This is a genomic window from Streptomyces sp. NPDC042371, from assembly GCF_056437465.1.
In genome coordinates this window covers 354,735-380,123 of the sequence record NZ_JBWKAP010000003.1, presented here as the reverse complement: position 1 = coordinate 380,123, position 25,389 = coordinate 354,735, and the positions used below count along the sequence as shown (strand labels likewise).

19 protein-coding genes are annotated in these 25,389 nt (G+C 70.7%); 9 read left to right on the top strand and 10 right to left on the bottom strand.

Features of this window, described 5'->3' with window-relative positions; translation table 11 throughout:
• Positions 1–4: 4 nt before the first annotated feature.
• Positions 5–2,248, bottom strand: a complete 2,244-nt coding sequence (locus AC068B_RS11225; RefSeq protein ID WP_478670712.1) for a cache domain-containing protein — start codon at positions 2,246–2,248, stop codon at positions 5–7.
• A gap of 203 nt (positions 2,249–2,451) precedes the next feature.
• Between AC068B_RS11225 and AC068B_RS11220 the strand changes: the two genes are divergently transcribed.
• Positions 2,452–3,453 carry a hypothetical protein gene (locus AC068B_RS11220; RefSeq protein ID WP_478670710.1) on the top strand — a complete coding sequence of 334 codons (1,002 nt, stop codon included), beginning with the start codon at positions 2,452–2,454 and terminating at the stop codon, positions 3,451–3,453.
• Between the two features lie 20 nt (positions 3,454–3,473).
• Here AC068B_RS11220 and AC068B_RS11215 read toward each other — a convergent pair whose 3' ends face one another.
• The 9 genes from AC068B_RS11215 to AC068B_RS11175 all read right to left on the bottom strand — a co-directional run bounded on the left by AC068B_RS11215 (position 3,474) and on the right by AC068B_RS11175 (position 15,515).
• Positions 3,474–4,973: an ArnT family glycosyltransferase gene (locus AC068B_RS11215; protein WP_478670709.1), complete on the bottom strand. Its 1,500-nt coding sequence runs from the start codon at positions 4,971–4,973 to the stop codon at positions 3,474–3,476.
• A gap of 84 nt (positions 4,974–5,057) precedes the next feature.
• A complete protein-coding gene (locus AC068B_RS11210) occupies positions 5,058–6,584 on the bottom strand; it encodes an amino acid permease (RefSeq protein WP_478670707.1) in 1,527 nt (508 codons plus the stop codon).
• A gap of 114 nt (positions 6,585–6,698) precedes the next feature.
• On the bottom strand, positions 6,699–8,639 hold the full coding sequence (gene dxs, locus AC068B_RS11205) for a 1-deoxy-D-xylulose-5-phosphate synthase (protein WP_478670706.1): 1,941 nt from the start codon (positions 8,637–8,639) through the stop codon (positions 6,699–6,701).
• 175 nt (positions 8,640–8,814) lie between these two features.
• Entirely contained in the window at positions 8,815–10,116 is a 1,302-nt protein-coding gene (locus AC068B_RS11200) for a sugar ABC transporter permease (protein WP_356249536.1), read from the bottom strand.
• On the bottom strand, positions 10,113–10,913 hold the full coding sequence (locus tag AC068B_RS11195) for an ATP-binding cassette domain-containing protein (protein ID WP_356249538.1): 801 nt from the start codon (positions 10,911–10,913) through the stop codon (positions 10,113–10,115). The genes AC068B_RS11200 and AC068B_RS11195 overlap by 4 nt, the downstream gene beginning before the upstream one ends.
• A gap of 193 nt (positions 10,914–11,106) precedes the next feature.
• A complete protein-coding gene (locus AC068B_RS11190; protein WP_478670703.1) occupies positions 11,107–12,201 on the bottom strand; it encodes a substrate-binding domain-containing protein in 1,095 nt (364 codons plus the stop codon).
• A 122-nt stretch (positions 12,202–12,323) separates the two neighbouring features.
• On the bottom strand, positions 12,324–13,523 hold the full coding sequence (locus tag AC068B_RS11185) for an ROK family transcriptional regulator (protein WP_478670702.1): 1,200 nt from the start codon (positions 13,521–13,523) through the stop codon (positions 12,324–12,326).
• 149 nt (positions 13,524–13,672) lie between these two features.
• Entirely contained in the window at positions 13,673–14,611 is a 939-nt protein-coding gene (locus AC068B_RS11180) for a DMT family transporter (RefSeq protein WP_478671266.1), read from the bottom strand.
• A 76-nt stretch (positions 14,612–14,687) separates the two neighbouring features.
• Complete coding sequence (locus AC068B_RS11175) at positions 14,688–15,515, bottom strand: helix-turn-helix domain-containing protein (RefSeq protein ID WP_478670700.1); 828 nt, start codon at positions 15,513–15,515, stop codon at positions 14,688–14,690.
• A 299-nt stretch (positions 15,516–15,814) separates the two neighbouring features.
• Here AC068B_RS11175 and AC068B_RS11170 point away from each other — a divergent pair, with 299 nt between their 5' ends.
• The 8 genes from AC068B_RS11170 to AC068B_RS11135 are packed head-to-tail and all read left to right on the top strand — an operon-like array spanning position 15,815 to position 25,334.
• Entirely contained in the window at positions 15,815–17,716 is a 1,902-nt protein-coding gene (locus tag AC068B_RS11170) for a non-ribosomal peptide synthetase (RefSeq protein WP_478670699.1), read from the top strand.
• Positions 17,717–17,718: 2 nt separating this feature from the next.
• Entirely contained in the window at positions 17,719–20,721 is a 3,003-nt protein-coding gene (locus AC068B_RS11165; protein WP_478670698.1) for a beta-ketoacyl synthase N-terminal-like domain-containing protein, read from the top strand.
• Positions 20,714–21,856 (top strand): MupA/Atu3671 family FMN-dependent luciferase-like monooxygenase, encoded by a 1,143-nt coding sequence (locus tag AC068B_RS11160; RefSeq protein WP_478670696.1) that lies wholly within the window; start codon positions 20,714–20,716, stop codon positions 21,854–21,856. Before AC068B_RS11165 ends, AC068B_RS11160 begins: the two co-directional genes overlap by 8 nt.
• A gap of 3 nt (positions 21,857–21,859) precedes the next feature.
• Entirely contained in the window at positions 21,860–22,423 is a 564-nt protein-coding gene (locus tag AC068B_RS11155) for a gamma carbonic anhydrase family protein (protein ID WP_478670695.1), read from the top strand.
• Entirely contained in the window at positions 22,413–23,174 is a 762-nt protein-coding gene (locus tag AC068B_RS11150) for a transporter substrate-binding domain-containing protein (RefSeq protein ID WP_478670694.1), read from the top strand. The genes AC068B_RS11155 and AC068B_RS11150 overlap by 11 nt, the downstream gene beginning before the upstream one ends.
• A complete protein-coding gene (locus AC068B_RS11145) occupies positions 23,161–23,691 on the top strand; it encodes a flavin reductase family protein (protein WP_478670691.1) in 531 nt (176 codons plus the stop codon). The genes AC068B_RS11150 and AC068B_RS11145 overlap by 14 nt, the downstream gene beginning before the upstream one ends.
• Positions 23,688–24,971, top strand: a complete 1,284-nt coding sequence (locus AC068B_RS11140) for a homoserine dehydrogenase (protein ID WP_478670690.1) — start codon at positions 23,688–23,690, stop codon at positions 24,969–24,971. The genes AC068B_RS11145 and AC068B_RS11140 overlap by 4 nt, the downstream gene beginning before the upstream one ends.
• 60 nt (positions 24,972–25,031) lie before the next feature.
• Positions 25,032–25,334 (top strand): putative quinol monooxygenase, encoded by a 303-nt coding sequence (locus AC068B_RS11135; protein ID WP_478670689.1) that lies wholly within the window; start codon positions 25,032–25,034, stop codon positions 25,332–25,334.
• Positions 25,335–25,389: the final 55 nt, after the last annotated feature.

Genomic DNA, 25,389 nt, shown 5'->3' with positions numbered 1-25,389 from the left:
CGGTTCAGTTCCTTCCGGCGAGCCCGGCCGTGGCGCCGTCCCGCTTGCGCTGCGTGCCCGTCGGCAGCTGTTGCCTGATGAGTTCGAGGCTGCGGGTGACCGCGCCGACCTCGTCGTGGTGGCGCGGATACAGGACGGTGCGGCGGTCGCCGTCGGCGAGCGCCTCCGCCTGGTCCGCGAGGTGCCGCAGCGGTCGTACGACGACGATGTGCAGCCAGCCGAGGCAGGCGGCGGCCGCGGTGATGCCGAGCATGCCGGCCAGGACCGTGCGGTTCTGGTAGGTGTACTCGGGGATGGCGAGGCCTGAGACGGGCTGCCAGCTGACCACGGTCCAGCCGAGCGCACGGGCCGCGCCGCCGCCGTCGAACGGGGCGGCCGCGGCGATCCGCAGGTCGCCGCTGTCGCGGTAGAGGATCCCGCTGGGCGTGACGCTCTGGTCGGGTCCCGTCTTCTTGGCGCTCTTCGCCGCGAGCTCCTCGAGACGGCCGCCGGGCAGGTCCTCGAATTCGAGGTAGCCGGTGTTGGCGCCGATCACCCGGTGCTTGGTGTCGACGACGCGGACCTCGCCGAGGCCGGGGCGCTTGAGCAGCGAGTTGAGGAACTCGATGCGGAACTCGCCCACCACGGCGGCGCCGTGCCTGCCCTGCATCTCGGCGGTGCCGATGATCACCGGCTCCTTGCCGCCCTCGTCGATGACGTGGATCAGCTCCCGGGAGGGGCCCTTGCCGGACGGGCTGCGGGGGTCGCCGCCCGCCTTGGCGAGGACCTTGCCGTCGGCGTCGAGGACGTAGAGGGACTTGTAGCGGGTGTGCTGGTTCAGGGTGCTCTCGAGGACCTTGGCCATGTCCGAGGCCTCGGTGCGGTCGCCGATGAGGGAGGCGACCGAGGTGAGGTCGGCGTGGCCCTCGTTGAGGGCGCGGCGGACGCGGTCGGTGAGGGTGTTGGTGCGCTCGCGCTGGTCGCTGACCATCTGCTGCGGTACGTCGACGGAGTCACCGGCGCGGTTGAGCAGCAGCAGGAGCGGTGCGGACCAGGCGAGCAGCAGCACCGCGCAGACGGCGATGAGGGTGCGGGAGCCGAGGCCGCCGCGGCGGGTCCTTCGCTCCTGCGGCGCCGCGGGCTCTCCGGTGAGCTGGCGGCGCAGGCGTTCGAGGGCGGCGCCGATGCGGGCGGCCTCGCCGTGGCGCGGCACGGAGACCGGTCTGCCGAGGTCGCCGCGGGTGAGGCGGCGGCCCTCCAGGAAGAGCCGGATCAGCGGGCGCTGCACGGTGCGTACGAGGAGGTAGACGGTGAGCCCGCCGATGAGCAGCAAGGCGCCCGCCGCGAACAGGCCGAAGGCGGAGTCGCTCTTCGCCTTCGGGTTCTCGGCGACCGGGACCATCGCGACGACGCTGAGGCCGAGCCGGGTGGCCGCGGTGGACTCGCCCGGCTCCGATCCCGCGAGGTTGGCGTATCCGGCGACGGCGCGCTGGCCGAGGTAGCGGTCGCCGGTGAGGCTGCCGCTGACTCCGGCGAAGCCGCCCGAGCCGGGCTCCTTGGCCATGAGCGGGTGGGTGCGGGACTTCTTGGCCGCGGTGGCGGCGAACGACTTGAGCTGCCCGTCGGCCTGCTTGACCTCGGCGCGCTTGCGGTCGCTGTCCACCTGCTCGGGTCCGGGGATGCCGTCGGTGCTGAGGACGTCGCCGCCCTCGTCGACGACGGCGATGGCGCGGACCTTGCCGAGGCTGATGCCGGGGAAGCGCAGGCTGCTGGAGGCGACGAGGAGCTGCTGGGGCTGTCCCTTCCAGGTGAGCAGGGCGAAGGAGAGCAGCCGGGTCTCGCCGTTCTCCATGCGCACCATGCGCGGGGCGAGTCCGTCCTTGTCCGCGAGGCCGCCGCGGTCGATGGCGGTCAGCGGGAGGTTCTCGCCGCGGGCGGCGAGGAGCTTGCCCGAGGAGATCTCGACGACGGCGGTGCCCATCCACTTCTGGTAGACGCTGCCGATCTTGTCGAGGACGGCGTCCGCGGGCACCGGGTCGCCCGCGCTGAAGAGTTCGGCGCTGCGGGTCAGGTCGGTGACGGATTCGTCGATGGAGGCGCGCAGGGCGATGGCGCCGTCCTCGGCGAAGTGCTGCTGGGACGTCTTGACCGCTTTGGGGACGGCTTCTTGACCGGCCCTTCCAAGAGTGAGGGCCGTGACGGCCGCGAGGGCGAGGAGCAGGACCGACAGCACGGCGATGGGGGGACGTATGCCGCCCAGCAGAGACATGTCGGTCCTTCGGCGGACCTTGTGCCGCCGCTTCTGACGCGAAGCGGCCAAGGGGGGCTCCTCTCATGGAGTGACGCGGGGGGATAGAACTGGGGTGGAGCAAGGGGTGGTGCGAGGGGTGGAGCGGGGGGGGAGCAGAGCGCACAGTGATGCACTCCGGAAAGGTCTGACACATGAACCCCGGAGAGGGATGTGCGAAGTAAGTGAAATGTGAGCTAGATCGCGTCGGCGGTGCGTTTAGCCCTCGTCGCGGTCGCCCGGAATCCCGCCTTCCGAGGCGCGGATTCAGGACGTTCGCCCTGGTCAGCACGGCCGTCCTCGCCCTTGCGCAGTGCAGCGGGGGATCTTCCGGCGACGATGCCGGTGACGGGTCCGGACCGCGGGTTCGCGGGAACCTCACGGAGCTCGTCGGCGCCTACACCGCCGGTTTCGGCACGGACAGCGGGTACCGCCGCCCCTCGCGGGCCGACCGGCGCGCGGTCGCCGCGGGTGTCGGGCTGCTCCTGGACGACCGGCGCTCCCAGGCCGAGCGGCGGCTCTCCGATGTGGATCTCACGGTGCGCACGGTCACCGACCGGGCCGCCGGGCGGCGGTTCGCGGAGATCGCCGACCGCTCCGAGGGCGGCGCGGCCCCGCGTGGCTGGGGCCGCGTCTACATCGACCTCGAAGGACCGGTCCGCTGGTCGGTGCAGGTGCCGCACCCGGTGGCCGACCGCGACACCGAGCGGCTCGGCACCGAGCTGATGCGCCGCTCCCCCGGCGGCGTCCTCGTGCTCGCGGGGGCGCACCGCGACGCCGGGCGCGGGGACTCGGCCGATGTCGCGCACCGCAGGGACACCGTGTTCCACGCGGTCTGCGACGAGCTGGTCCGCCGCGGCCTGCCCGGCATCCAGCTGCACGGCATGACCGACGAAGCGGCCCCAGGACACGACGTCGTCGCCTCCACGGGCCGGGGCAGGGAGGCCGTCACCGAGGGCCGCCGCCTCGCGGACGCGCTGCGCAAGCGGGACTACGACGTGTGCCGCGCCTGGGCGAGGTCCTGTCCGCTCGAAGGCCTCGACAACATGCAGGGGCGCTCCGCCGCGGCGCACGACGTGCCCTTCCTGCACCTGGAGTTCGAGCCCCGGCTCCGCGAGCGCCGCGCCGACATCCGGTCGGTCGTGGATGCCCTCGCGACCGTCACGCGCACATGGCAGCGCCCTTGAGGCACCCGCAGATGCGCCCCTTAGGGCACCGCCCGCGGCACCCGTACGTACACCACCGCCCCTTCCGTCCGCGCCACCGGCTCGTACCCGACCGCGAGGATCCGCCGCAGTGACGGGACCCGTTCCGGTGCGAACGGTTTGCCTCGTGAGTCGTCGACGACGACCGCGGGCGGATGGCTGCGCAGCTCCTCGCGGAAGACCGGCCAGGCGCCCTCGACCGCGTACTTCTCCCCCACCTGGGGCCCGTTCCTGCCCCCGCTGTAGTTGGTGAGCAGCCCGGCCGTGAGGAAGCGGCTGGCGGGGGCGCGGTCGGCCAGCCAGTACGCCTCCGGGTGCATCCCCCAGAACAGCACCCGGTCGTCCGGCGCGGTGCGGGCCCTGACGGTCTCCGCGAGCCGCGCGGCGTGGGCCAGTTCGGGGCGCGGCGCGAGCAGACCCCACGCAAGGAACACCGCGCACCCGCACCCGGAGACGACGATCGCCCGCACCGTCCGCTCGCGCGGCAGGATCTGCAGGGCCGCCACCCCCAACAGGGCCAGCGGCGGCATGAGTTGCAGATAGTAGTGGCCGAAGAAGTGGAATCCGAGCAGTACCGCGGCCACCGACGAGGCGAGCCAGAGCCACAGCTCGGTGGCCCCGGTGCGGGCGATGCGCAGGACGCGTAAGACCGGCGCGACGATGCCCGCGCAGGCCGCGGTGAGGACCGCCGCGTTCACCAACCCCCGGCCGAGCACGTGGAGTTCGGAGCCGGTGAAGGAGGCGTAGGCCCCCGAGCCCGTGACCGTCCAGAACACGAAGCCCGTGGGCGTCGTCAGCAGGGCCGCGGCGAGGACGGGCCCGCCGAGGCCGGCCGCCAGGCGCCCCGCACCCCGCCGGGGAGCCCCGTCCCGCCACAGCAGCCAGGCGACCGGGAGCAGCACCGCTCCCCCGGTCTGCTTGGCGAGGAACGCGCAGGCCACCGCGGTGCCCGCCGCTCCCCACCGGCGACGGTCGGCGCACCACATGGCGGCGGCGGTGCACGGCAGCATGAAGACTTCGAAGGTGGCGGCCTGGGCGTCCTCCGGATTGAGGCCGATGGAGATCAGGAGGTACAGCACACCGGCCGTGCGCCCCGCCCCGTCCCCCCAGCGGCGCCGGGCCAGCGAGACGAGGAGCACCGCCGTCAGGAGCTGCGCGGCCGCCGCGAGCACCTTCAGGGGCAGCAGCGAGCCGTCGCCGAAGAGCGCGAAGGTGCCCGCGTACAGCCAGGGGACGAGCGGCGGCTTGCGGTCGACGACCGTGGTGTAGAGCTCGCCGCCGTGCGCCAACATCCGCGCCTGGACGGCGAGATACCCCTCGTCGGGGCTCCACAGCGGCCACCGCAGGGAGGGCAGCCGGGTCACGCAGGCCAGGGCGGCGAGCAGCGGGAGCAGTCGGGCCCAGTAGGGGTTCCGGACGCCGTCGGCGACGTACTCCTTGCGCGGGCCCGGCACCCGGAGGTTGCGTACGGAGCGTAGTGATGCTGAGGGCGGCGCGACCATACGGTGCACGCTATCCGGCCCCGCAGTCCCTATCGGATCGGGACATACGGGGCCGGACAAGAAGGCTCACGGAAGAGCAGGCGACTACCGTGCGTCGTCGGCGTGCGGGTCGCGCAGATGCAGGCGGCTGTGCGAGCGCCCGTACACGAAGTAGATGACGACGCCGAGCACCATCCAGACGCCGAACCGCAGCCAGGTCTCCGCGGGCAGGTTCAGCATCAGCCAGAACGACGCGAGGACCGACAGGATCGGCACGTAGGGCACCAGCGGGGTGCGGAAGGCGCGCGGCAGGTCGGGGCGCTGCCTGCGGAGCAGGATGACGCCGAGGGCGACCACGACGAAGGCGAACAGCGTGCCGATGTTGACCAGTTCGGCGAGCTCGTCGATGGAGGTGAAGCCCGCGACGACCGCCACGATCACACCGAGCAGGATCGTGGAGCGGTACGGGGTGCCGAACTGCGGGTGGACCTTGGAGAACGTCTGCGGCAGCAGTCCGTCGCGGCTCATCGCGAAGAACACGCGGGTCTGGCCGAGCAGCAGGATCATGCAGACGGAGGTGAGTCCGACGGCCGCCCCGAAACTGATCACGCCCGACCAGAACGGGTGCCCGACGGCCTTGAAGGCGTCCGCGAGCGGTGCGTCCGTGGAGAGCTCGGTGTACTTCTGCATGCCGGTGACGACGACGGAGACCGCGACGTACAGGATCGTGCAGATGAGCAGCGAGCCGAGGATGCCGCGGGGCACGTCGCGCTGCGGGTTGTGGGTCTCCTCGGCGGCGGTCGCGACGATGTCGAAGCCGATGAAGGCGAAGAAGACGACGGCCGCCGCGGTGAAGATGCCCATCACGCCGAAGTGCGAGGGCGTGAAGCCGAAGATCAGCTGCACCAGCGGCGCGGTGATGCCGCCGCCGCCCTCGGCGGGCTCGGACGGCGGGATGAACGGGTCGTAGTTGGCGCCCGTGATGAGGAAGGCCCCGACGATGATGACCAGCAGCACCACGGTGACCTTGACGGCGACGATGACGTTGGTGACCCGCGAGGAGAGCTTCATCCCGGCGACCAGGATGGCGGTGAGGACCAGCACGAGGACGCTGGCCAGCAGGTCGAAGCCGAACTGTCCCTCGTGCGTGCCGCTCAGCGCCTGCGGCAGGTGCATCCCGGCGGTGTCCAGGAGCGAGCGCAGATAGCCCGACCAGCCGACCGCGACCACCGCGCAGCCGAGCGCCAGCTCCAGGATGAGGTCCCAGCCGATGATCCAGGCCGGGAATTCGCCGAGTGAGGCGTACGAGAAGGTGTACGCGGATCCGGCGACCGGCACGGTCGAGGCGAACTCGGCGTAACAGAGTGCCGCAAGGGCGCAGACGAGCCCGGCGACGACGAAGGCGAGGGCGACCGAGGGCCCCGCCGTCTCCTTGGCGATCTTTCCGGTCAGCACGAAGATGCCGGTGCCGATGATGACGCCGACGCCGAAGACCGTGAGGTCGAGGGCGGACAGCGACTTTTTGAGCGCGTGCTCCGGTTCCTCGGTGTCCTTGATGGACTGCTCGACGCTCTTCGTCCTGAAGAGGGTGCTGCTCACGGGCGTACCTCCCACGCTTGTCGTCCCCGACATGATCGAGAGGCCGAGTACCCCGTAAGCCCCGGGACGGGCCCATTCACGCGAATGGGCCGGTTCCACCACCCGTACAGGGTGGGGGGACCGGCCCATCGGCGGTGCGTGTTGACGTCAGTCGCGGGCGGGCTCCACGGAGTCCACCGCGGAGGCGGCATTCCTGTCGTGCCGCTCGTACCTGCCGTCGAGCTTGGCGACCAGGCCCGTCACCTGACGGGAGATGTCAGGGGCAGTCAGGCCGATCTCGGCCATGATCTCCTTGCGCGAGGCGTGGTCGAGGAAGCGCGGCGGGATGCCGAAGTCGCGCAGCGGCACATCGACGCCCGCGTCGCGCAGGGCCTGCGCGATCGCCGACCCGACACCGCCCGCGCGGGAGTTGTCCTCGACGGTGACGACGACGCGGTGCTGCTCGGCGAGCGGCGCCATGGCCTCGTCGACCGGCTTGACCCAGCGCGGGTCGATCACGGTCGTGGTGATGCCCTGCTTGTTCAGCAGTTCGGCGATCTCCAGGCACATGGGCGCGAGCGCGCCGACGGAGACGAGCAGGACGTCCGGCTTCTTCGTGCCCGCGTTCCGCAGCACGTCCATGCCGCCGACCTTGCCGACGGCCTTGACCGCCGGGCCGACCGCGCCCTTGGAGTAGCGCACCACGGTCGGGGCGTCGTCGACCTCGACGGCCTCGCGCAGCTGGAGACGGACCTGGTCGGCGTCGCGCGGCGCGGCGATCCGCAGCGTCGGCACGCACTGCAGGATCGACATGTCCCACATGCCGTTGTGCGAGGCGCCGTCCGTGCCGGTGACACCGGCCCGGTCCAGGACGAAGGTGACGCCGCACTTGTGCAGGGCCACGTCCATCAGGAGCTGGTCGAAGGCGCGGTTGAGGAACGTCGCGTACACCGCGAAGACGGGGTGCAGGCCGCCGCTGGCCAGGCCCGCGGCGGAGACGGCCGCGTGCTGCTCGGCGATGCCCACGTCGTAGACCCGGTCAGGGAACTCCTCGGCGAACTTCTTCAGGCCGACGGGCTGCAGCATGGCGGCGGTGATCGCGACGATGTCCTCGCGCTCCCGGCCGAGCTTGACCATCTCCTCGCCGAAGACGGACGTCCAGTCCATGCCGGAGGCGGCGATGGGCAGGCCCGTGTCGGGGTGGATGGGGCCGATGCCGTGGAAGTGGTCGGCCTCGTCCTGCTCGGCGGGCTGGTAGCCGCGGCCCTTCTCGGTGAGGCAGTGCACGATGACCGGGCCGCCGAAGCGCTTGGCGCGCTGCAGGGCGGACTCCAGGGCCTCGATGTCGTGGCCGTCGATCGGGCCGACGTACTTCAGGCCGAGGTCCTCGAACATGCCCTGCGGGGCGATGAAGTCCTTCAGGCCCTTCTTGGCGCCGTGCAGGGTCTCGTAGAGCGGCCTGCCCACGACGGGCGTGCGCTCCAGGAAGTCCTTCCCACGGGCCAGGAACCGCTCGTAGCCGTCGGTGGTGCGCAGCGTGGCCAGATGGTTGGCCAGGCCACCGATCGTCGGGGCGTACGACCGCTCGTTGTCGTTGACGACGATGACCAGGGGGCGGTCCTTGGCGGCCGCGATGTTGTTCAGCGCCTCCCAGGCCATGCCGCCGGTGAGCGCGCCGTCACCGATGACGGCGACGACGTGGTCGTCCTTGCCGCGGACCTCGTTGGCCTTGGCGAGGCCGTCGGCCCAGCCGAGGACGGTGGAGGCGTGGCTGTTCTCGATCACGTCGTGGTCGGACTCGGCGCGCGAGGGGTAGCCGGAGAGGCCGCCCTTGGTGCGGAGCTTGCCGAAGTCCTGGCGGCCGGTGAGCAGCTTGTGCACGTAGCTCTGGTGACCGGTGTCGAAGAGAACCTTGTCCTGCGGGGACTCGAAGACGCGGTGCAGGGCGATGGTGAGCTCGACCACGCCGAGGTTCGGCCCGAGGTGGCCGCCGGTCTTGGCGACAGCGTCGACGAGGAAGCTGCGGATCTCTCCGGCCAGCTGGTTCAGCTCCTCCGGGCTGAGACGGTCCAGATCGCGCGGTCCCGTGATGCGGGTCAGCAGCGGCACCCGTGCCTCCTTGCAGTAGAGCTGAGATGTGCTGTTCGAGCGTTGCCGGGTCTGTCGAGTCTAATGTTCCGCCACTGACGCACGCGTCCGGGAGGCGTTTTCCCGGTCACACGAACAGACGCACCGCCACGGGACAAACGTTCCCGTGGCGGTGCGTCTGGGGTGGGTGGCTGACTCAGGCGCGACCTGCGGACTTCTGGGTGCGACGGGAGACGGAGTCGATCACCACCGCGGCCAGGAGGACCGCCCCGGTGATCATGAACTGGATCTCGCTCGCCATGCCGAGCATGTTCAGGCCCTGCTGGATCGACTGGATCACCAGCATGCCGAGCAGCGCGGACCACACCTTGCCGCGGCCGCCGAAGAGGCTCGTGCCGCCGATGACCGCCGCCGCGATCACCATCATCAGCGTGTTGCCGCCGCCCAGGCTCTTCGTGGCGCCGCCCGAGAGGCTGGCGATGAAGAGGCCGCCGAAGGCGGCGAGCATGCCGGAGATGCCGAAGACGATGATCCGGATCCGGTCGACGTTGATGCCCGCGCGCCGCGCGGCTTCCGCGTTGCCGCCGACCGCGAAGACCTGGCGGCCGAAGGTGGTGCGCCGGGCCACGAAGTCCGCGATCACCAGGACGGCCAGGAAGAGCACCAGGGCCAGCGGGAGGCCGCGGGCGCCCTGCGGCTCGTTCAGCTCGTACGCCGCGCCGCCCGCCAGGACGGCCACGACGACCGTGCGCAGGACGATCTCGCTGACCGGCCGCGACGGGAGGTCGGCGGCCTTGCGGCGCTTGCTGTCGAGGAGCAGGGAGCCCGCGTACGCGATGATCGCGACGGCCGCGAGGCCGTAGGCGGCGCCCTTCTCCGCGAAGAAGTGCCCGGTCAGGTCCTCGACGACGCTGCCCTCGGGCGTGTTGATGCTGCCCTCGCCGCCCATCAGCCAGATCTGCAGACCGCTCCAGCCGAGGAAGCCCGCGAGGGTGACCACGAACGCGGGCACGCCGATCTTGGCGAAAAAGAATCCGTGGAGGCAGCCGATGACCAGGCCGGACGCGATGGCGATGAAGACCGACAGCCAGTCGTTCAGCTCGTGTGTGACGCTCAGCACGGCCCACACCGCCGCGCCCATGCCCGCCACCGAGCCGACCGAGAGGTCGATCTCGCCGAGCAGCAGGACGAAGACGATGCCGACGGCCATGATGCCGAGGCCGGAGGTGAAGACGGCGATGTTCGCGAGGCTGCTCGCGTCCAGGAAGTGCTCGTTCTTCATCTGGAAGATGATCGCGATGGCGATCAGACCGACGACGACGGGCAGCGAGCCGAGCTCACCGCCGCGCATCTTCCGCTTGAACTCGGTCCAGTAACCGGCCAGGCCCTCCTCGCGGACGAGCAGGCGGGGGTCGACCGCGGCGACCGGCGCGGCCGAGGGCTGGGCCTCGGGCGGCGCGTCGGAAGGTGCCTTGGGGGTCTTGGCGAGGTCGCTCACTTTGCGTCCTCCTTCGTCGCCGTGGCCGTGCGCGCCCTGCGGCGGGTCACGGCGTTGTCCGTGGCGCCGGTGATGGCGGCAATGATCTCTTCGTTGGTGGTGTCGGCGACACTGAAGGTGCCGTTGTTGCGGCCGAGACGCAGCACCGCGACCCGGTCGGCGACGGCCTTCACATCGGCCATGTTGTGGCTGATGAGGATGACTCCGTGGCCGCGCTCGCGCAGCCGCTCGACCAGGTCGAGGACCTGGGCGGTCTGCTCGACGCCGAGGGCCGCGGTCGGCTCGTCGAGGATGACGACCTTGGGGTCGCCGACCAGCGCACGGGCGATGGCGACGACCTGGCGCTGACCGCCGGAGAGCGCCGCGACCGGGATGCGGACGCTGGGGATGCGGATGGAGAGGGTGTCGAGGAGCTGCTTGGCCCGCTTCTCCATCTTGATCTCGTCGAGGACGGAGGCCGTCTTCAGCTCGCTGCCGAGGAACAGGTTGGCCACGACGTCGAGGTTGTCGCAGAGCGCCAGGTCCTGGTAGACGGTGGCCACGCCGAGGTTCTGGGCGTCGTGCGGGCGTCCGATGCGGACCCCCTTGCCCTCCCACTCGATGGTCCCGTCGTCGATCGGGTGAACGCCCGAGATCGTCTTGACGAGAGTGGACTTGCCGGCGCCGTTGTCGCCGACCAGGGCGACCACCTCACCGGTGTGGATCTCGAGGTCTACGTCCGTGAGCGCCTGGACGGCGCCGAACCGCTTGGAGACCCCGCGCAACGCCAGCACGGGCGTAGCGGACACGTGAATCATCTCCTTCGCCGCCTGACCGGCGGGGAATGGTGGTGCAGCAAGGGCAGGTCCGGTGCCCGCCCCCCGTTTGCGGGGCGGTGTGATGGGGCGGGCACCGGGCCGGTACTGGAAGCCGTCACGTACGGGGGCCGGGGAGCGCTCTCGCGCGTCCGCGGGCCTCGTCTCGTAGAGGCGGATTTACCGCAAGCGGGGGTTACTTGATACCCGCGGCGTCGCACGCCTTCTTGTACTGGGCGGTGCAGATCTCGCTGACCTTGTAGACCTTGTCCTTGACGATCGTGTCCGCGACCTCGTCCTTGGTGATCGCCTGCGCGTCGTAGAGCTTGGCCGGGATGCCCTTGACGTCACCGCTGAGCGAGTCGACCTTGCGGTCGGTGATCGCGTCGATGTCCTTGCCCTGCAGCAGGCGGACGGCGATCTCGGCGGTGGTCTCGGCCTCCGGCTTGATCTGCTTGTAGATCGTGTAGTCCTGGTCGCCGCTCAGCATGCGCTGGATGCCCGCGAGTTCGGCGTCCTGGCCGCCGACGGGGACCTTGATGCCGCGCTGCTTGAGGGCGGTGATCACGCCGCCCGCCATGCCGTCGTTGGCCGCGTAGACGCCCTGGATGCCGTCCTTGCCGAGCTTGTCGATCGCGGAGGCCATCTTGCGGTTCGCCTCGTCCGGCGACCAGTCCGGGATGTCCTGCTCGTAGGCGATCTTCTTGACCTTCTTGTCGAGCACCGAGTGGGCGCCCTTCTTGAAGAAGGGGGCGTTCGGGTCGGTCGGAGAGCCGTTGATCATGACGACGTTGGCGTTCTTGGCGTCCGAGCCGAGCGCCTTGACCATCGCACCGCCCTGCAGGCGGCCGATCTTCTCGTTGTCGTACGAGACGTAGGCGGCGAGCGGGCCCTCGGCGAGGCGGTCGTACGCGACGACCTTCACGCCCTGCTTGTCGGCCTGCTTGACCCACGACTTGGTCGACTTGAAGTCGACCGCGTCCAGGATGATGACCTTGACGCCCTGGGTGACGAGGGCGTCGAACTGCTTCTTCTGGGTCTCGATGTCCTGGGCCGCGTTGTTGTACTTGACCTTGCAGTCCGAGCAGAGGTCCTTGATCTTCGCCTCCATGAAGGGGCGGTCGAAGGTCTCGTAGCGCGTGGTCTTGTTCTCGGGGAGCAGCAGACCGATGGTCTTGTTGTCGCCGCTGCCCTTGTCGTCGTCGTCGCCTGCCTTGCCGCAAGCGGTCATGGCGAGTGCCATCGAAACCGCGGCCGTGCCTATGACGACGCGACGCGTCAATGCGTTCATGGTGGGGTGCCTCCCTGACGAGGCCGCGTCGTTGCGGCCGAGGTGGCTCGAAGTCAACTCGGCCGCCACACCAGCGTCAAGGAGTAAATCCTTAACGAGATGACAACGGTGCCATGCGTTATCTAAGTGAAGGCAGGTGCGCTCGCAGCCATCGTTCCATCCAAAAGGGTCGAATCGCCCATCTCGCTCAGTGCGAGGGCCAGTGCGCCGAGCACTTCGGCGCGCCCGCCAAGTGCCCCGGGCAGCACGGACAGTTGGCGCGCGGCGCTCGGGATCGCATACCGCCCGACCGACTCCCTGATCGGCCCGAGCACCAGCTCCCCGGCCTCCGCGAGGTCACCGCCGAGCACGACACGGGAGGGGTTGAGGAGGTTGCAGAGATTCGCGACGCCACTGCCGATGTGCCGCCCGACGTCGGCGATCACGCGTCGGCACCCCGGGTCCCCCTCGCGCGCGAGGCCGACCACGCGCTCCATGGTCAGGTCGGTGCCGTGGCTCGAGGTGAGCAGCGGCAGGACATAACGGGCGGCGGTGAAGGTCTCCAGGCAGCCGCGGTTGCCGCAGCGGCAGACCGGGCCCGACTCGTCGAGCGTGATGTGCCCGATCTCCCCCGCGGTGCCGCCGGGCCCGCGGTAGATCCGCCCGCTGATCACGAGGCCCGCCCCGACACCGCTGGCGACCTTGATGTACGCGAGGTCCTTGACGCCCCGGCCGCTGCCCCAGACCAGCTCGCCGAGCGCGCCCAGGTTGGCGTCGTTGTCGACGTGCACGGGCACCCCGAGGCGGCCGCCCAGCTCCTCGGCGGGCTTGGTGCCTGTCCAGCCCGGCAGGATCGAGGTGGAGCCGAGGGTGCCGGACTCCACGTCGATGGGGCCCGGCACGCCGAGCCCGACTCCGGCGATCTTCGTACGGTCCACTCCGGTGGCCGCGATCAACCTGCTGACCAGCTGTTCCGCCCGGTCGAAGCCCTGTGCGGCGGACGCGTCCACGTCCAGCGGCTCGGACTCCTCGGCGAGCACCTGGTGGGCGAGGTTGCCGACCGCCACGCGCAGGTGCGTGTGGCCGAAGTCGACGCCGATGACGATGCCCGCGTCACCGCTCAGGGAGACGCTGCGGGCCCGCCTGCCGCCCGCCGAGGTGGGCGTGACCTCGACCGTCCCGCCGTCCTTGAGCTCCCGGACGATGTTGGAGACCGTCGCGGCCGACAGGCCCGTCGTCCTCGCGATCTCCGCCTGCGTGAGCGACCCGGCGAGGCGCACGGCGCGTACGACCCGCTCGAGATTGGCCCGGTGCAGAGACGACTGCGACCCCGGAGTCTCCATTGACTCTCACCCTTTGCCCTCATTCGGGCGGCCCGTGGCCCCCCGTGACGCCGGCCTCTGAAACGGGTACCGGGCCATGTACAAGTTGTGAACTCCAAACTCCGCTGAAGGAGCTGCCGCAGTCAAGTCGTTGAGGGAAACTGGGACCTCTACCGAGCGGACTCCGCCGACGCCTCGGCCTCCGCGGTGACGGGCCCCGCCACCGGGTCCACGGGGGCCTGCTCGCGCACCTTCCCCCTCATGCGTGACACCGCGACGCCGGACAAGCAGAGGAGACCGCCGAGGAGCGCGAGCCAGCCGGGGACCTCGCCGAGGAACAGCCACGACATGAGGATGACGATCACCGGCACCGCGTATGTGGTCGAACCCATCTTTCCGGCGGTGCTGCGGGATATCGCATAGGCCCAAGTACTGAACGCGAGGGCGGTCGGGAACACACCCAGGTACACCACCTGAGCCGTCGCCGAAGCCGGGGCCTTACCCACCTCCGACACGAACTGTCCGGCGAACGGCGAACACACCACAGCTCCGGTGAGCGCACCGAACGTCGTCACCTGAAGGGGTGTGGCGTGCTTCAGCGTCGGCTTCTGCAGCACCACGCCGACCGCGTACACCACCGCGGCGACCAGGCACAGCAGCACGCCGAGGAGGGAGGAGCCGCCCCCGCCGGACGTGGCGAACCCGACGACCACGGCTCCGGCGAAGGACACCGCCATGCCCGCCATCAGCTTGGGCGGGAAGCCCTCCTTGAGCAGCCAGCCGCCGAGGAGCGCCATCAGGATCGGCCCGACGTTGACGATCATGGAGGCCGTACCGGCGTCCACTTCCCGCTCGCCCCAGTTCAGCGCGACCATGTACGCGCCGAACCACAGGGCTCCCGAGGCGCCGATGCCGAGCCACGCCTCACGGGGCGGGAATCCGCCGCGCCTGACCAGCAGGATGGCGACCAGGACGAGGGACGCCACCGCCAGCCTGCCGAAGGCGAGCGCGCCCGGTCCGAAGTGCTCGCCCGAGCTGCGGATCGAGATGAACGACGACGCCCAGAGCACCACCGTGACGGAGGCGGCGGCGAGCACGCGGCCACCGATCTTGTTCCGCTGCCCGGAATCGCCGTCCACCACTGTTGTTCCCACCTGCCGGCTCACGATCGCGTCCTCCTGGAAATCACAGGGCTTGGGCCCGGGATTGGGGCTGTACTCGGGTTCCGTCCTGCCGTGCCGAGGTGTCCGACGGCAGGAGCAGTACGTAACGGATCTCCTGACGGTACGCGGGAAGCAGTACCTGTGAGGTGACGGTGATCTCCTCCGCCGAGACGTGCGGGAGGCGCAGCCTGAAGCGGTGCCCCTGCCGGTAGGCGATGACGTTGAGATCCTGGCCCCACAGGCTCCGGCACTCGTGGTCGTCGAGCACTTCGTCGAGGAGCGCGGCCAGCGGGCCCTCGCCCCGGCTCGTCACCAGGGCGAAGCGTAGCTGGGCCAGATAGACGGCGGCGTGCGCGGGCCACTCGGTGAGCTGCTCGCGCGCCTGCGCGGAGGTGAGGACCCAGCGCAGGAGATTGGCGCCGGGTTCGAGGACCCAGGGGAACCAGGTGGCCATGGTCCCCGTGTGGTCGAGGATGTCCCAGGACTGGTCGACGAGGTAGGCGGGGAACTGCTCCTGGGTGGCGAGCAGTTCGGCGAGCGCGCACCGGGGTTCCGTGCCGTCGCCGGGGCCGACGCCGGGCGTCGCCGGGTCGGCGTGCGCGTGCACGTTTCCGTACAGGGCCAGGCGCTCGTCGGGACCGAGCGCGAGCGCGGCGGAGAGCCGCGTCAGTGCGTCGGGCGTGAGAGGTACACCGGCATCGCTCTCCAGATTGCGGTACCAGCGCTCGCTCACTTCCATGCGCTCGGCGACTTCTTTCTGGGGCAGCGGCTTGCCGCGCTGCAATTTCTTTCCCGCGGTGACCCGCCAGGCACGCAACAAGTCCGGGAGCCTCGCGGTGTGGTGCACCACCTGGAATACCTCTCAGTTGCGTCATACATGGGCACGAAATAGGAAACCGGCCCGCCAGCACAAGATCATCGCGGCTCAGCCCGCATACTACCGTCACTCAAGGAGTACACAGTGTGATCTCCGGCACCTGTGCCTGCGGGTTCATCGATGCGCGGGCGCGGCAGCGGGTCCCGCCCAACAACCGGCAAATATTTGCCGGTTGTGCCTTCGAGCGGCAGATATTTGCCGCTTGACGGTGATCGATTTCGGCTGGAAGCATCGGCGCCAGATGCCACGGAGAGCCTTTCCTCTTCCGTTTCGTGCCAAATTCCCACCCCCATGGAGAGTTATCCGTGCAGGCGGTCGACACCCTTTTGAAGCGGGCGTGCGAGAAATTCTCCGACGCGACCGCAATCACTTCCCCCACCGATTCGATGTCGTATTCCGAGCTGCTTTCACGCGCCCAGAAGGTGGCGGTCGGCCTGCGGGCGCAGGGCGTCGGCGGCGGTGACGTCGTCGGCATCCTCGGCAGACGCGGCGCGTCGGCGGTCGTGGCCGTCCTCGGCGTGTGGATGTCCGGGGCGATCGTCATGCTCGTGGACGAGGCGCTGCCGGAGGTGCGGCGCGAGACGATGCTGGGCTCCGGTCCGGCGCGGGCGACCGTCGACTGCGCGGACGGTCACCGGATCGCTCTGCGGCCCGCCGTGCCGGGAGAGGAAGGCGCCGCGGCCGCGGTCCTCGACAACGAGGACTACGCCTATATCGCCTTCACTTCGGGTTCCACCGGGCAGCCCAAGGCGATCGTCGGCAGCCACACCGGCCTGTCCCGGTTCCTGGAGTGGCAGTCGGACGAATTCGGCATCGGCCCGCACGACCGGTTCGCGCACCTCACCAATCTCTCCTTCGACGTCTGGTTCAGGGACGCCCTGACGCCCCTGCTTTCCGGGGCCACGCTCTGCGTTCCCGACGAGCGGCACCTCGACGCCGACGGAGTCCTCGAATTCCTGCGGAGCAACGAGATCACGGGTTTCCATCTCGTGCCCTCGCTCGCCAAGGTGTGGCTGTCCGGCGCCGCGCCGAGCGAGCCGATATCCAGCGTCCGCCTCTCCTTCTTCGCGGGCGAACCGCTGGACGGCGCCCTTGTCGGCGCGTGGCAGGAGCTCTTTCCCGACTGCCAGGTCGTGAACCTCTACGGGCCCACCGAGACGACGCTGGCCCAGCACTTCTACCGCGTCCCCCGGAATCCGGCCGCAGGAATCCAGCCAGTGGGCCGGAGCCTTCCCCATGCGCGGTCCCATGTCCTGGACGAGAACGGGAAGTTGTGCCCGGACGGCACCGCCGGTGAGATCCACATCGCGGCCGACCATCCCTCGCACGGCTATCTGGTCGACGGCCGGATGGTCTCGCCTTTCGTCGAGGTCACCATCGGCGAGGAGCGCGTCGTCGCGTACCCGACGGGCGACCTCGGACGCCGCAGCCCCGACGGCGGCCTGGAGATCCTCGGCCGGGCGGACGACCAGATCAAGATCGCGGGTGTCCGGATCGAACTGCAGGAGGTCCGCTCCGCGATCCAGTCCCACCCGAGCGTCCGCGACGTCTTCGTCTGCGCCCAGGAGGACCGCTTCACCAAGGTCATCATCGCGGTCGTCGAGGGCGACGCGACGGCCGAACGGGAGCTGCGCGACTACGTGGGCAGCCGCCTGCTGAGCGTCATGCTCCCGTCCGCCTTCCTCTTCCTGCCCGAGCTGCCGAAGCTCCCCAACGGCAAGGTGGACCGCAAGGCGCTCTCCGAGGTCGCCCGGCTCCACGTCGAGGAGCGGGCCCGGCGCGCCGAGGCCGAGCGGGCCGCGGCGGCGGCCGAGACGGGTCGGCCGGTGGCCGAGCGGCTCGAACGCATCTGGCTCGACGTGGCGGGCGGCGGGGCGGGGTCCCTGACCGACCGCGAGGCCAACTTCTTCGACGTGGGCGGGACTTCGCTGACCATCGTGGTGCTCCACGCCGAGCTCCAGCGCGAGTTCGGCGTCCGCTTCCCCCTCGTACGCCTCTTCGAGCACGCCTCCTTCAACGCGCAGCGGCGCTTCCTCACGACCGTGACGCAGGCGCCCCGCGACCCCGCGCCGGACGCCTCGACGGCCTCGGGCCGTGCCGCGCGCGGCCGCGTGCTCTCGACCCGGCGCGCCCGTGGCCGCCAGCAACCCACTCCCGCACCGGACCAAGGATGAACATGGAAAGTGACGACGAGCTGATCGCCATCGTGTCGATGGAGTGCCGCCTGCCGCAGGCCGACGACGTCGACGAGTTCTGGCGGAAGCTGGTGGACGGCGAGAGCGCCGTCCGGGACCTCACGGACGAGGAGGTCGCCGCGGCCGGTGTGCCGGAGGGGCGGCGGTCGCGCGCGGACTATGTGAAGCGGGCCGGGGTCCTCGACGGCGTCGCCGAGTTCGACTCCACGTACTTCGGCTACTCCCCGCGCGAGGCGGACATCCTCGATGTCCAGCAGCGCCTGATGCTGGAGTCGTCGGTGTCGCTCCTGGAGCGCGCCAACATCGACCCGCACCGCACCCAGCAGCGCATCGGCGTCTTCGCCGGCTCGGGGATGAGCACCTACCTCTTCGGCGCCCTGCGCCGCCGCGATCTGGTCGAGTCGCTCGGTGAGATGGTCATCAGGCACGGCAACGACAAGGACTTCCTCGCCACGCGGACCTCGTACAAGCTGAATCTGCGCGGCCCCAGCGTCAACGTCCAGACCGCGTGCTCCACCGGTCTGGTGGCCGTCCACTCCGCCGTGCAGAGCCTGCTCCTGAACGAGTGCGACGCGGCCATCGCGGGCGCCGTGCACGTGCGGCTGCCGCAGCACGCCGGATACCGGTACCAGGTGGGCGGCGTGCTCTCGCCGGACGGCGTCTGCCGCCCGTTCGACTCCGGCGCCAACGGCACGGTCTTCACCAACGGCATCGGGCTCGTCCTCCTGAAGCGGCTGCGCGACGCGGTGGCCGACGGCGACGAGGTGCACGCCGTGATCGCCGCGTCCGCGGTGAACAACGACGGCGCGGAGAAGGTGAGTTTCACCGCTCCCAGCGTGTCCGGCCAGGTCGACGTGTTGAGCGACGCCCTGCAGATCTCGGGCGCCAAGCAGACGGACATCACGTACATCGAGGCGCACGGCACGGGGACCGCGCTCGGCGACCCCATCGAGATCGAGGCGATCAAGCAGGCGTACGGCCTCGACGGCGACCCCTGCGGCATCGGCTCGCTCAAGGGCAACTTCGGGCACCTCAACATCGCCGCGGGCATCATCGGCCTGATCAAGACCGCCCTGGTCCTGAAGCACGGCTACGTGCCGCCGACGGTGAACGTCGACGAGGTCAACCCCGCCCTCGAACTGGACGACTCACGCTACTTTGTCACCACCGAAGGCCTGTCGCTCGACCGCGACGCCGAGAACTGGGCCGGTGTGAGCGCCTTCGGCATGGGCGGTACGAACGGCCACGTCATCCTCAAGAGCTTCGCGCCGACGCCCGCCGAGGAGCCCGCCGACGACCCGGCCACCGCGGGACCGAGCATCCTCACCTTCTCGGCGCGCTCCGAGGACGCCCTGCGGGGCCAGGCCGCCGCGCTCGCCGACCGCCTCGCCACGGACCCGGCCGCCTCCCTCGCCGCGTACGCGCACACGCTGCGCGAAGGCAGGACCCTGCACCCCTACCGCGCCTCGCTGGCCGCCGTCGACCGGGCCGAGGCGGTCACCCGGCTGCGGGCCGGGCGCTACCACCGGGGCGCCGAGGCGGGCACGAACGACATCGCGTTCGTCTTCGCGGGCCAGGGCACACAGCGCCAGGCGATGGGCGCCGCGCTCGCCACGAAGAACGAGCACTTCGCCCGCCGTCTCGCCGAGGCCGTCGACGCCGTGAACGAACACACGGACTTCGACGTGCGCACCTACCTCGGCCCCGAAGGGCCGGTCGACGGCATCGACACCTCGGTGGCGCAGCCGCTCCTGTTCGCCGTCGAGTACGCGCTCGCGACCGCGCTCATCGACTCGGGCGTACGGCCCCGGTACGTCCTCGGGCACAGCCTCGGCGAGGTCGTCGCGGCGACGGTCGCGGGCGTCTTCGACCTGCGTTCGGCGGCGGCGCTCGTCGCCACGCGGGCGCGGCTCATGGGCGGTTGCCCGACCGGCTCGATGCTCGCGGTGGACCGCCTCGACGAGTTCAGAGACCTGCTGGACGGCGGGGACCTGGTGGTCGCCGCGACCAACTCCCCCGCGCAGTTCGTGCTGTCCGGCACCCACGAGGCCGTCGGGGAGGCGGTGGCGCGGGCCGCGGACGCCGGGGTGCGCCACCAGCGCCTCGCGACGTCGCACGCCTTCCACTCGCCGCTCATGCGGGGCGCCGCGGAGGAGTTCCGCGCGTTCCTGCACACCGTGGAGTTCCGGGCGCCGCGCATCGCGCTGGTCTCGAACATCACCGGCCGCGTCCTCACGGAGTACGAGGCGAGGAGCCCGCACTACTGGGCGGACCACCTGCTGCGCACGGTCGACTTCGCCGAGTCGATGGAGACGCTGCGCGAGGCGGGCGTGCGCAGGTTCATCGAGATCGGCGCCGGCCGGTCGATGAGCAACCTGGTGCGGGCCAACCTCGCGTCGGAGGCCGGTCTGACACCCGAACTCGCGCAGACACTCGGCGAGTTGGAGCACGAGGAGGAGTCCTTCGCGGACGCCGTCGCGCTCGGCTGGGCCGCCGACCCCGAGGTGCCCGTCGAGGAGTACGCGACCGCCGCACGGATGGTCTCCCTGCCCACGTACGCGTTCGAGCGGCACGTCCACTGGGTGGAGCCGACGCTCGGCTTCGGCTCGGACGACGGCGCGGATGTCCTGGCGGCCGCACCGGTGTCCGCACCTGTACCGGCTGCTGTCCCCGCGGCCGCGGCATCCACTGCTCCGGACGAGGGGTCCGGCGACCTCGACGGGCCCACGGAGGAGATCCGCCAGATCGTCGCGAAGATCTTCGAGAGCTTCCTCGGCACCCAGGCCTCGGCCTCCGCCGCGGACCACGAGCGCGAGTTCTTCGAGCTCGGCGGGAACTCACTCATGGCCATCCAGCTGATCAACAAGCTCCGCGAGACGTTCGAACTGGACTTCTCCGTCCGGGACTTCTACGAGAACAGCTCGGTCTCCGCCACCACGAACGTCATCACGTCACTGCTGCTCCAGGAGCCCGCCTATGTCTGACAGTTCCTTCCTCGAAGCCGGACAGCTGGCGAGCCTCAAGGCGAAGCTCAAGTCGGGGACCACCGGGGCTCCCTCCCCCGACGCCTCCTCCCTCCCCGACCTCGGCGTCATCTTCTTCTCCGGGCTGAGCGGCGACAGCGACCCCTACGAGCTCCTGCTCGAAGTCTCCCGCTACGTCGACGGCGCCGGGTTCGGCGCCGTCTGGACCCCGGAGCGGCACTTCACCGACGCGGGCGGCGCCTACCCCAACCCGGCCGTCCTCGGCGCCGCCCTCGCGATGATCACCGAGAACGTACGGATCCGGGCGGGCAGCATCAACCTCCCCCTCCACAACGTCCTGCGCGCCGCCGAGGAGTGGGCGCTCGTGGACAACCTGTCCGGCGGGCGCGTGGACCTCGCGGTGGCGCCCGGCTGGCACGCGCGGGACTTCGTCCTCAACCCCGACGCGTTCCAGGACCGGGCGCAGGTGCTCAACCGCTCCCGCGAACAGCTCCAGGACCTGTGGCGCGGGAACACCGTCCAGCGCACCGACGCCCTGGGCGAGAGCCACGACATCCTGACCTTCCCGCGGCCCGTGCAGCCGGAGCTGCCGGTCTGGCTGACCTCGTCGAAGAGCGAGGACGCGTGGCGGTTCGCGGGCGAGAACGGCTTCAACGTCCTGTCCGCCCTCATCAACTTCGGCCCTCCCGAGCTGAAGAAGCGCATCGACATCTACCGCGAGGCGCGGGCCCGGGTGGGCCTCGACCCCGACACCGGCGTCGTGTCACTGATGCTGCACACCTATGTGGGCGCCGATATGGACGAGGCCGTGGAGACGGTCAGGCCCGCCATGATCGAGTACCTGAGCTCCTTCGTGACGCAGCACGAGACCTCCGGCCAGAGCGAGTCGCGCGACAAGTCCGAGACGCTGCGCACCCTCGACCGGGACCGGGCGGACTTCCTGGAGATGGTCTTCCAGCGGTACGTCACGTCGAGCTCGCTCATCGGCGACGCGAAGCAGGCCCGCGCGACCCTCGAGGGTTTCCACGACATGGGCGTGGACGAGGTGGCCTGCCTCGTCGACTTCGGGCTTTCCAAGGACGAGGTCCTCGCGAGCCTCGCCCGCCTCTCGCCGCTTCTGCAGAACGGAGCCTGACCCGTGAAGACGTACAGCTTCCAGGGCATCGAGCCGCGCATCCACCCCAGCGTCTACGCGTTCGACGACGTGGTGGTGATCGGGGACGTCGAGATCGAGGAGGGCGTCAGCCTGTGGCCCGGCGTGACGATCCGCGGGGACAAGGGCGGTGTGCGCATCGGCCGCGGCTCGAACGTCCAGGACCACGCGATGCTCCACTCGGATCCCGGGCAGCCGCTGATCATCGGGCGTGATGTGACGGTCGCCCACAGCGCGGTGCTGCACGGCTGCTCGGTCGGCGCGGGATCGGTCGTCGGCATCGGCGCGGTGCTCCTGAACGGTGTCTCGGTCGGGGCGAGTTCGCGCGTCTCCGCGGGCGTAGTGCTGAGCGCGGGGCCCGTCTACCCGGCCCGGAGCCTCATCGCGGGCAACCCCGCGACCGTACTGATGACGCTGAGCGACAGCGATGTGGCGGTGCTCGACGAGACGGCCGCCGAGTACCGCGAGCTGGCCGAGCAGTACCGCACGGGCCTGCGCCCGCTGGGCCCCCGGGCCACCGTTCCCGAGGCGGCCGCCGTTGTCGAGTAGCGCGCTCGCCCGCGGGACCCTCCGCGTGGGGCTCCAGCGGAACACTCCCCCGTTCTCCTACGCCGCGGCGGGCACGGCGGCCTTCGAGCCCATCGGCTACTCCGTGGACCTGGCCCGCCTCGTGCTCGCCAAGGTCTTCGACGGTACGCGGCCGTCCCCGTCCCTCGAAGCCGTCGAGGTCACCTCCACCACGCGCGAAGGCCTCCTCGCCGAGGGCCGCATCGACATCGAATGCGGGTCGACGACGATCACCGAAGCACGGCTGCGGCGCTGCGCGTTCAGCGCGCCGATCTTCCGGACCTCGCACCGGATCGCCGTGAAGCCCGGCGCGCCGGCGGGCCCGCGGCGCGTGGTCGGCATCCAGGGCTCGACGAGTCAGGCCGCGCTCGAAAGCGCGCCGGATCCGGGGTTCGCCTTCACCTTCGTCGGGGTGCCGTCCATCGGGGCGGCCCTGGACACCTTCCTCGACGACCCGCTCGTCGACGCGATGGTGGCGGACGAGGTGATCCTCCGGACCCTGCTGCGCGGCGACCGGACGCCGGACGGCGTCACCCTGCTCGACGTGCGGCTCGGCGAGGAGAGCTACGGATTCATGATGCGCAAGGACGACCCGGAGTTCGTCCGTGCCGTCGATGCCGCGCTGGCCGACGTGTTCGCCTCCGACGCGTACCCGAAGCTCCTCGACACGTGGTTCGTCGACGAGTCGCCGATGAGCTCCCCGAACGGAACAGGCACCCATGAAAAGCTCTGAGACCATCGCGTCCACCCTCCAGGACACGTTCAAGGACGTCATGGCCTGCGTGGCCACGCCCGTCTCGATCGTGACGGGTCTCGCCCACAACGGCGCGCCGTGCGGGGCGACCGTCAGCGCCTTCTCCTCGCTCTCCGTCTCCCCGCCGATGATCCTGGTCAGCCTTGACCGGCGCTCGCGCACCCTTGAGGTCATCCGCGAGTCCGGCCGCTTCGGGCTCAACGTGCTCGGCGCCGACCAGGACGACCTGGCGATGTCGTTCGCGTCCAAGGGCGGGACCGACAAGTTCCGCGGGACGTCCTGGAGCATCGAGCACGGCCTCCCGCGCATCGCCCGGGCATCGGCGTGGATCGCCTCGACCGTGGCCGACTTCGCGGACGGCGGCGACCACGTCATCGTCCTCGGACGCGTCGACGCGGCGGAGGCCACCGCGAGCAGCGCCCCGCTGGTCTACCACCGGCGCAGCTTCGGCACCCACCAGCCGTACCGCGAACCCGCCCGGGGGGTACCGGCATGACGCACCGGGTCAGGATCGGGCTGCTCGGATGCGGCACGGTCGGGGCGGACTTCGCCGGGCTGCTGGTGGAGCGGCGCGCCGCGATCGAGTCCGTCACGGGCCTCTCCCTGGAGCTCGTACGCGTCGCGGTCCGCGATCCGCGCAAGCCGCGGCCCCCGGCCCTGGACGCGGAGCTGTTCACCACGGACGCGCACGACGTGGTGAAGGCCGACGACGTCGACCTCGTGGTGGAACTGATCGGCGGCACGTCGGCGGCTGGCGAGCTGGTGATGGCTGCCCTGGACGCCGGGAAGCCGGTGGTGACCGCCAACAAGGAGCTCATCGCGAGCACGGGCCCCGAGCTGTTCGCCGCGGCCGACCGGGCGGGCGTCGACCTCTTCTTCGAGGCGGCCGCGGTGGCCGCCGTCCCCATCCTGCGCCCCATGCGGGAGTCCTTGCTGGCCGAGGACGTGACGCGGGTGGTCGGCATCGTCAACGGCACCACCAACTACATGCTGACGCGGATGATGGGCGACGGCCTCGGGTTCGACGAGGCGCTGGCGCGGGCCCAGGAGCTCGGATACGCGGAGCCCGACGCGAGCGCCGACATCGAGGGCGCCGACGCGGCGTCCAAGGTCGCCATTCTCGCCTCCCTTGCCTTCAACAGGTCGGTGGTCGCGGAGGACGTCAGCAGGGAGGGCATCGTCGGCCTCGACCGGGAGGACTTCGAGCTGGCGGACCGGTTCGGGTTCGACATCAAGCTCCTCGCCGTGGCCGAACGCTTCGCCGACGGCGGGGCGGTGGGCGCGCAGGTCTTCCCCGCCCTGATCGAGCGTGACCACCCGCTGGCCAGTGTCCGGGACAGCTTCAACGCGGTGTTCCTGACCACCTCCGCCGCCGGTGAGCTCATGTTCTACGGGCATGGCGCGGGCCCGCGCCCGTCGGCCTCCGCGATCCTCGGTGACGTCACGGGCGCGGCGGACCAGCTGGTGCGCGGCACGCACCGCCGCGTCCCGGTGGGCCCGCCCGCGGTCCTGCGGCCGACGCGTGACCTGGTGCACTCCTACTACGTCCGCGCCGACGTCGACGAGGCGCCGGGCGTCCTGTCCGAGGTGACGGGGGTGTTCGCCCGGCACGGCGTGTCCATCCGCAAGGTGGACCAGCACGGCTCGGAGTCGCAGGCCCGCATCGTGTTCATCACGTTCCCCGCGCCCGAACACGCGCTGCACGGCGCGCTGGAGGAGCTGCGGAGCCTCGGCCAGGTGCGGGAAGTGGGCCGGGTGCTGCGCATCCACAAGTGACCCGGGGCCCCGAGCCCCACACACCGAGACCAGTTCACGACACCAGTACGGAGTTCCACCATGTCCCAGCCGATTCAGCTCGTCATCCAGATCACCACGCAGCCGGGCCGCGGGAAGGAGCAGATCGCCGCCTACGAGCGCATCGCGCCGCTCGTGCGCGCCGAGGACGGCTGCCTGCGGTACGACCTGCACCAGGTGAGCGGCGAGCCCGACCGCTTCGTCCTCATCGAGCGGTGGGCGTCGCAGGAGGCGCTCGACGCGCACGACGTCACGCCGCACATGGTCGAGGCCGACGCGGAGAGCCCGGCGTTCCGGGCCGGTCCCGCGGTGGTCGTGCGCCTCGACGCCGAGCCCCTGGCCTGACACATACGTATGCCCTGCTCCCCTTGTACAGGGGGGGGGCAGGGCATACGTATGT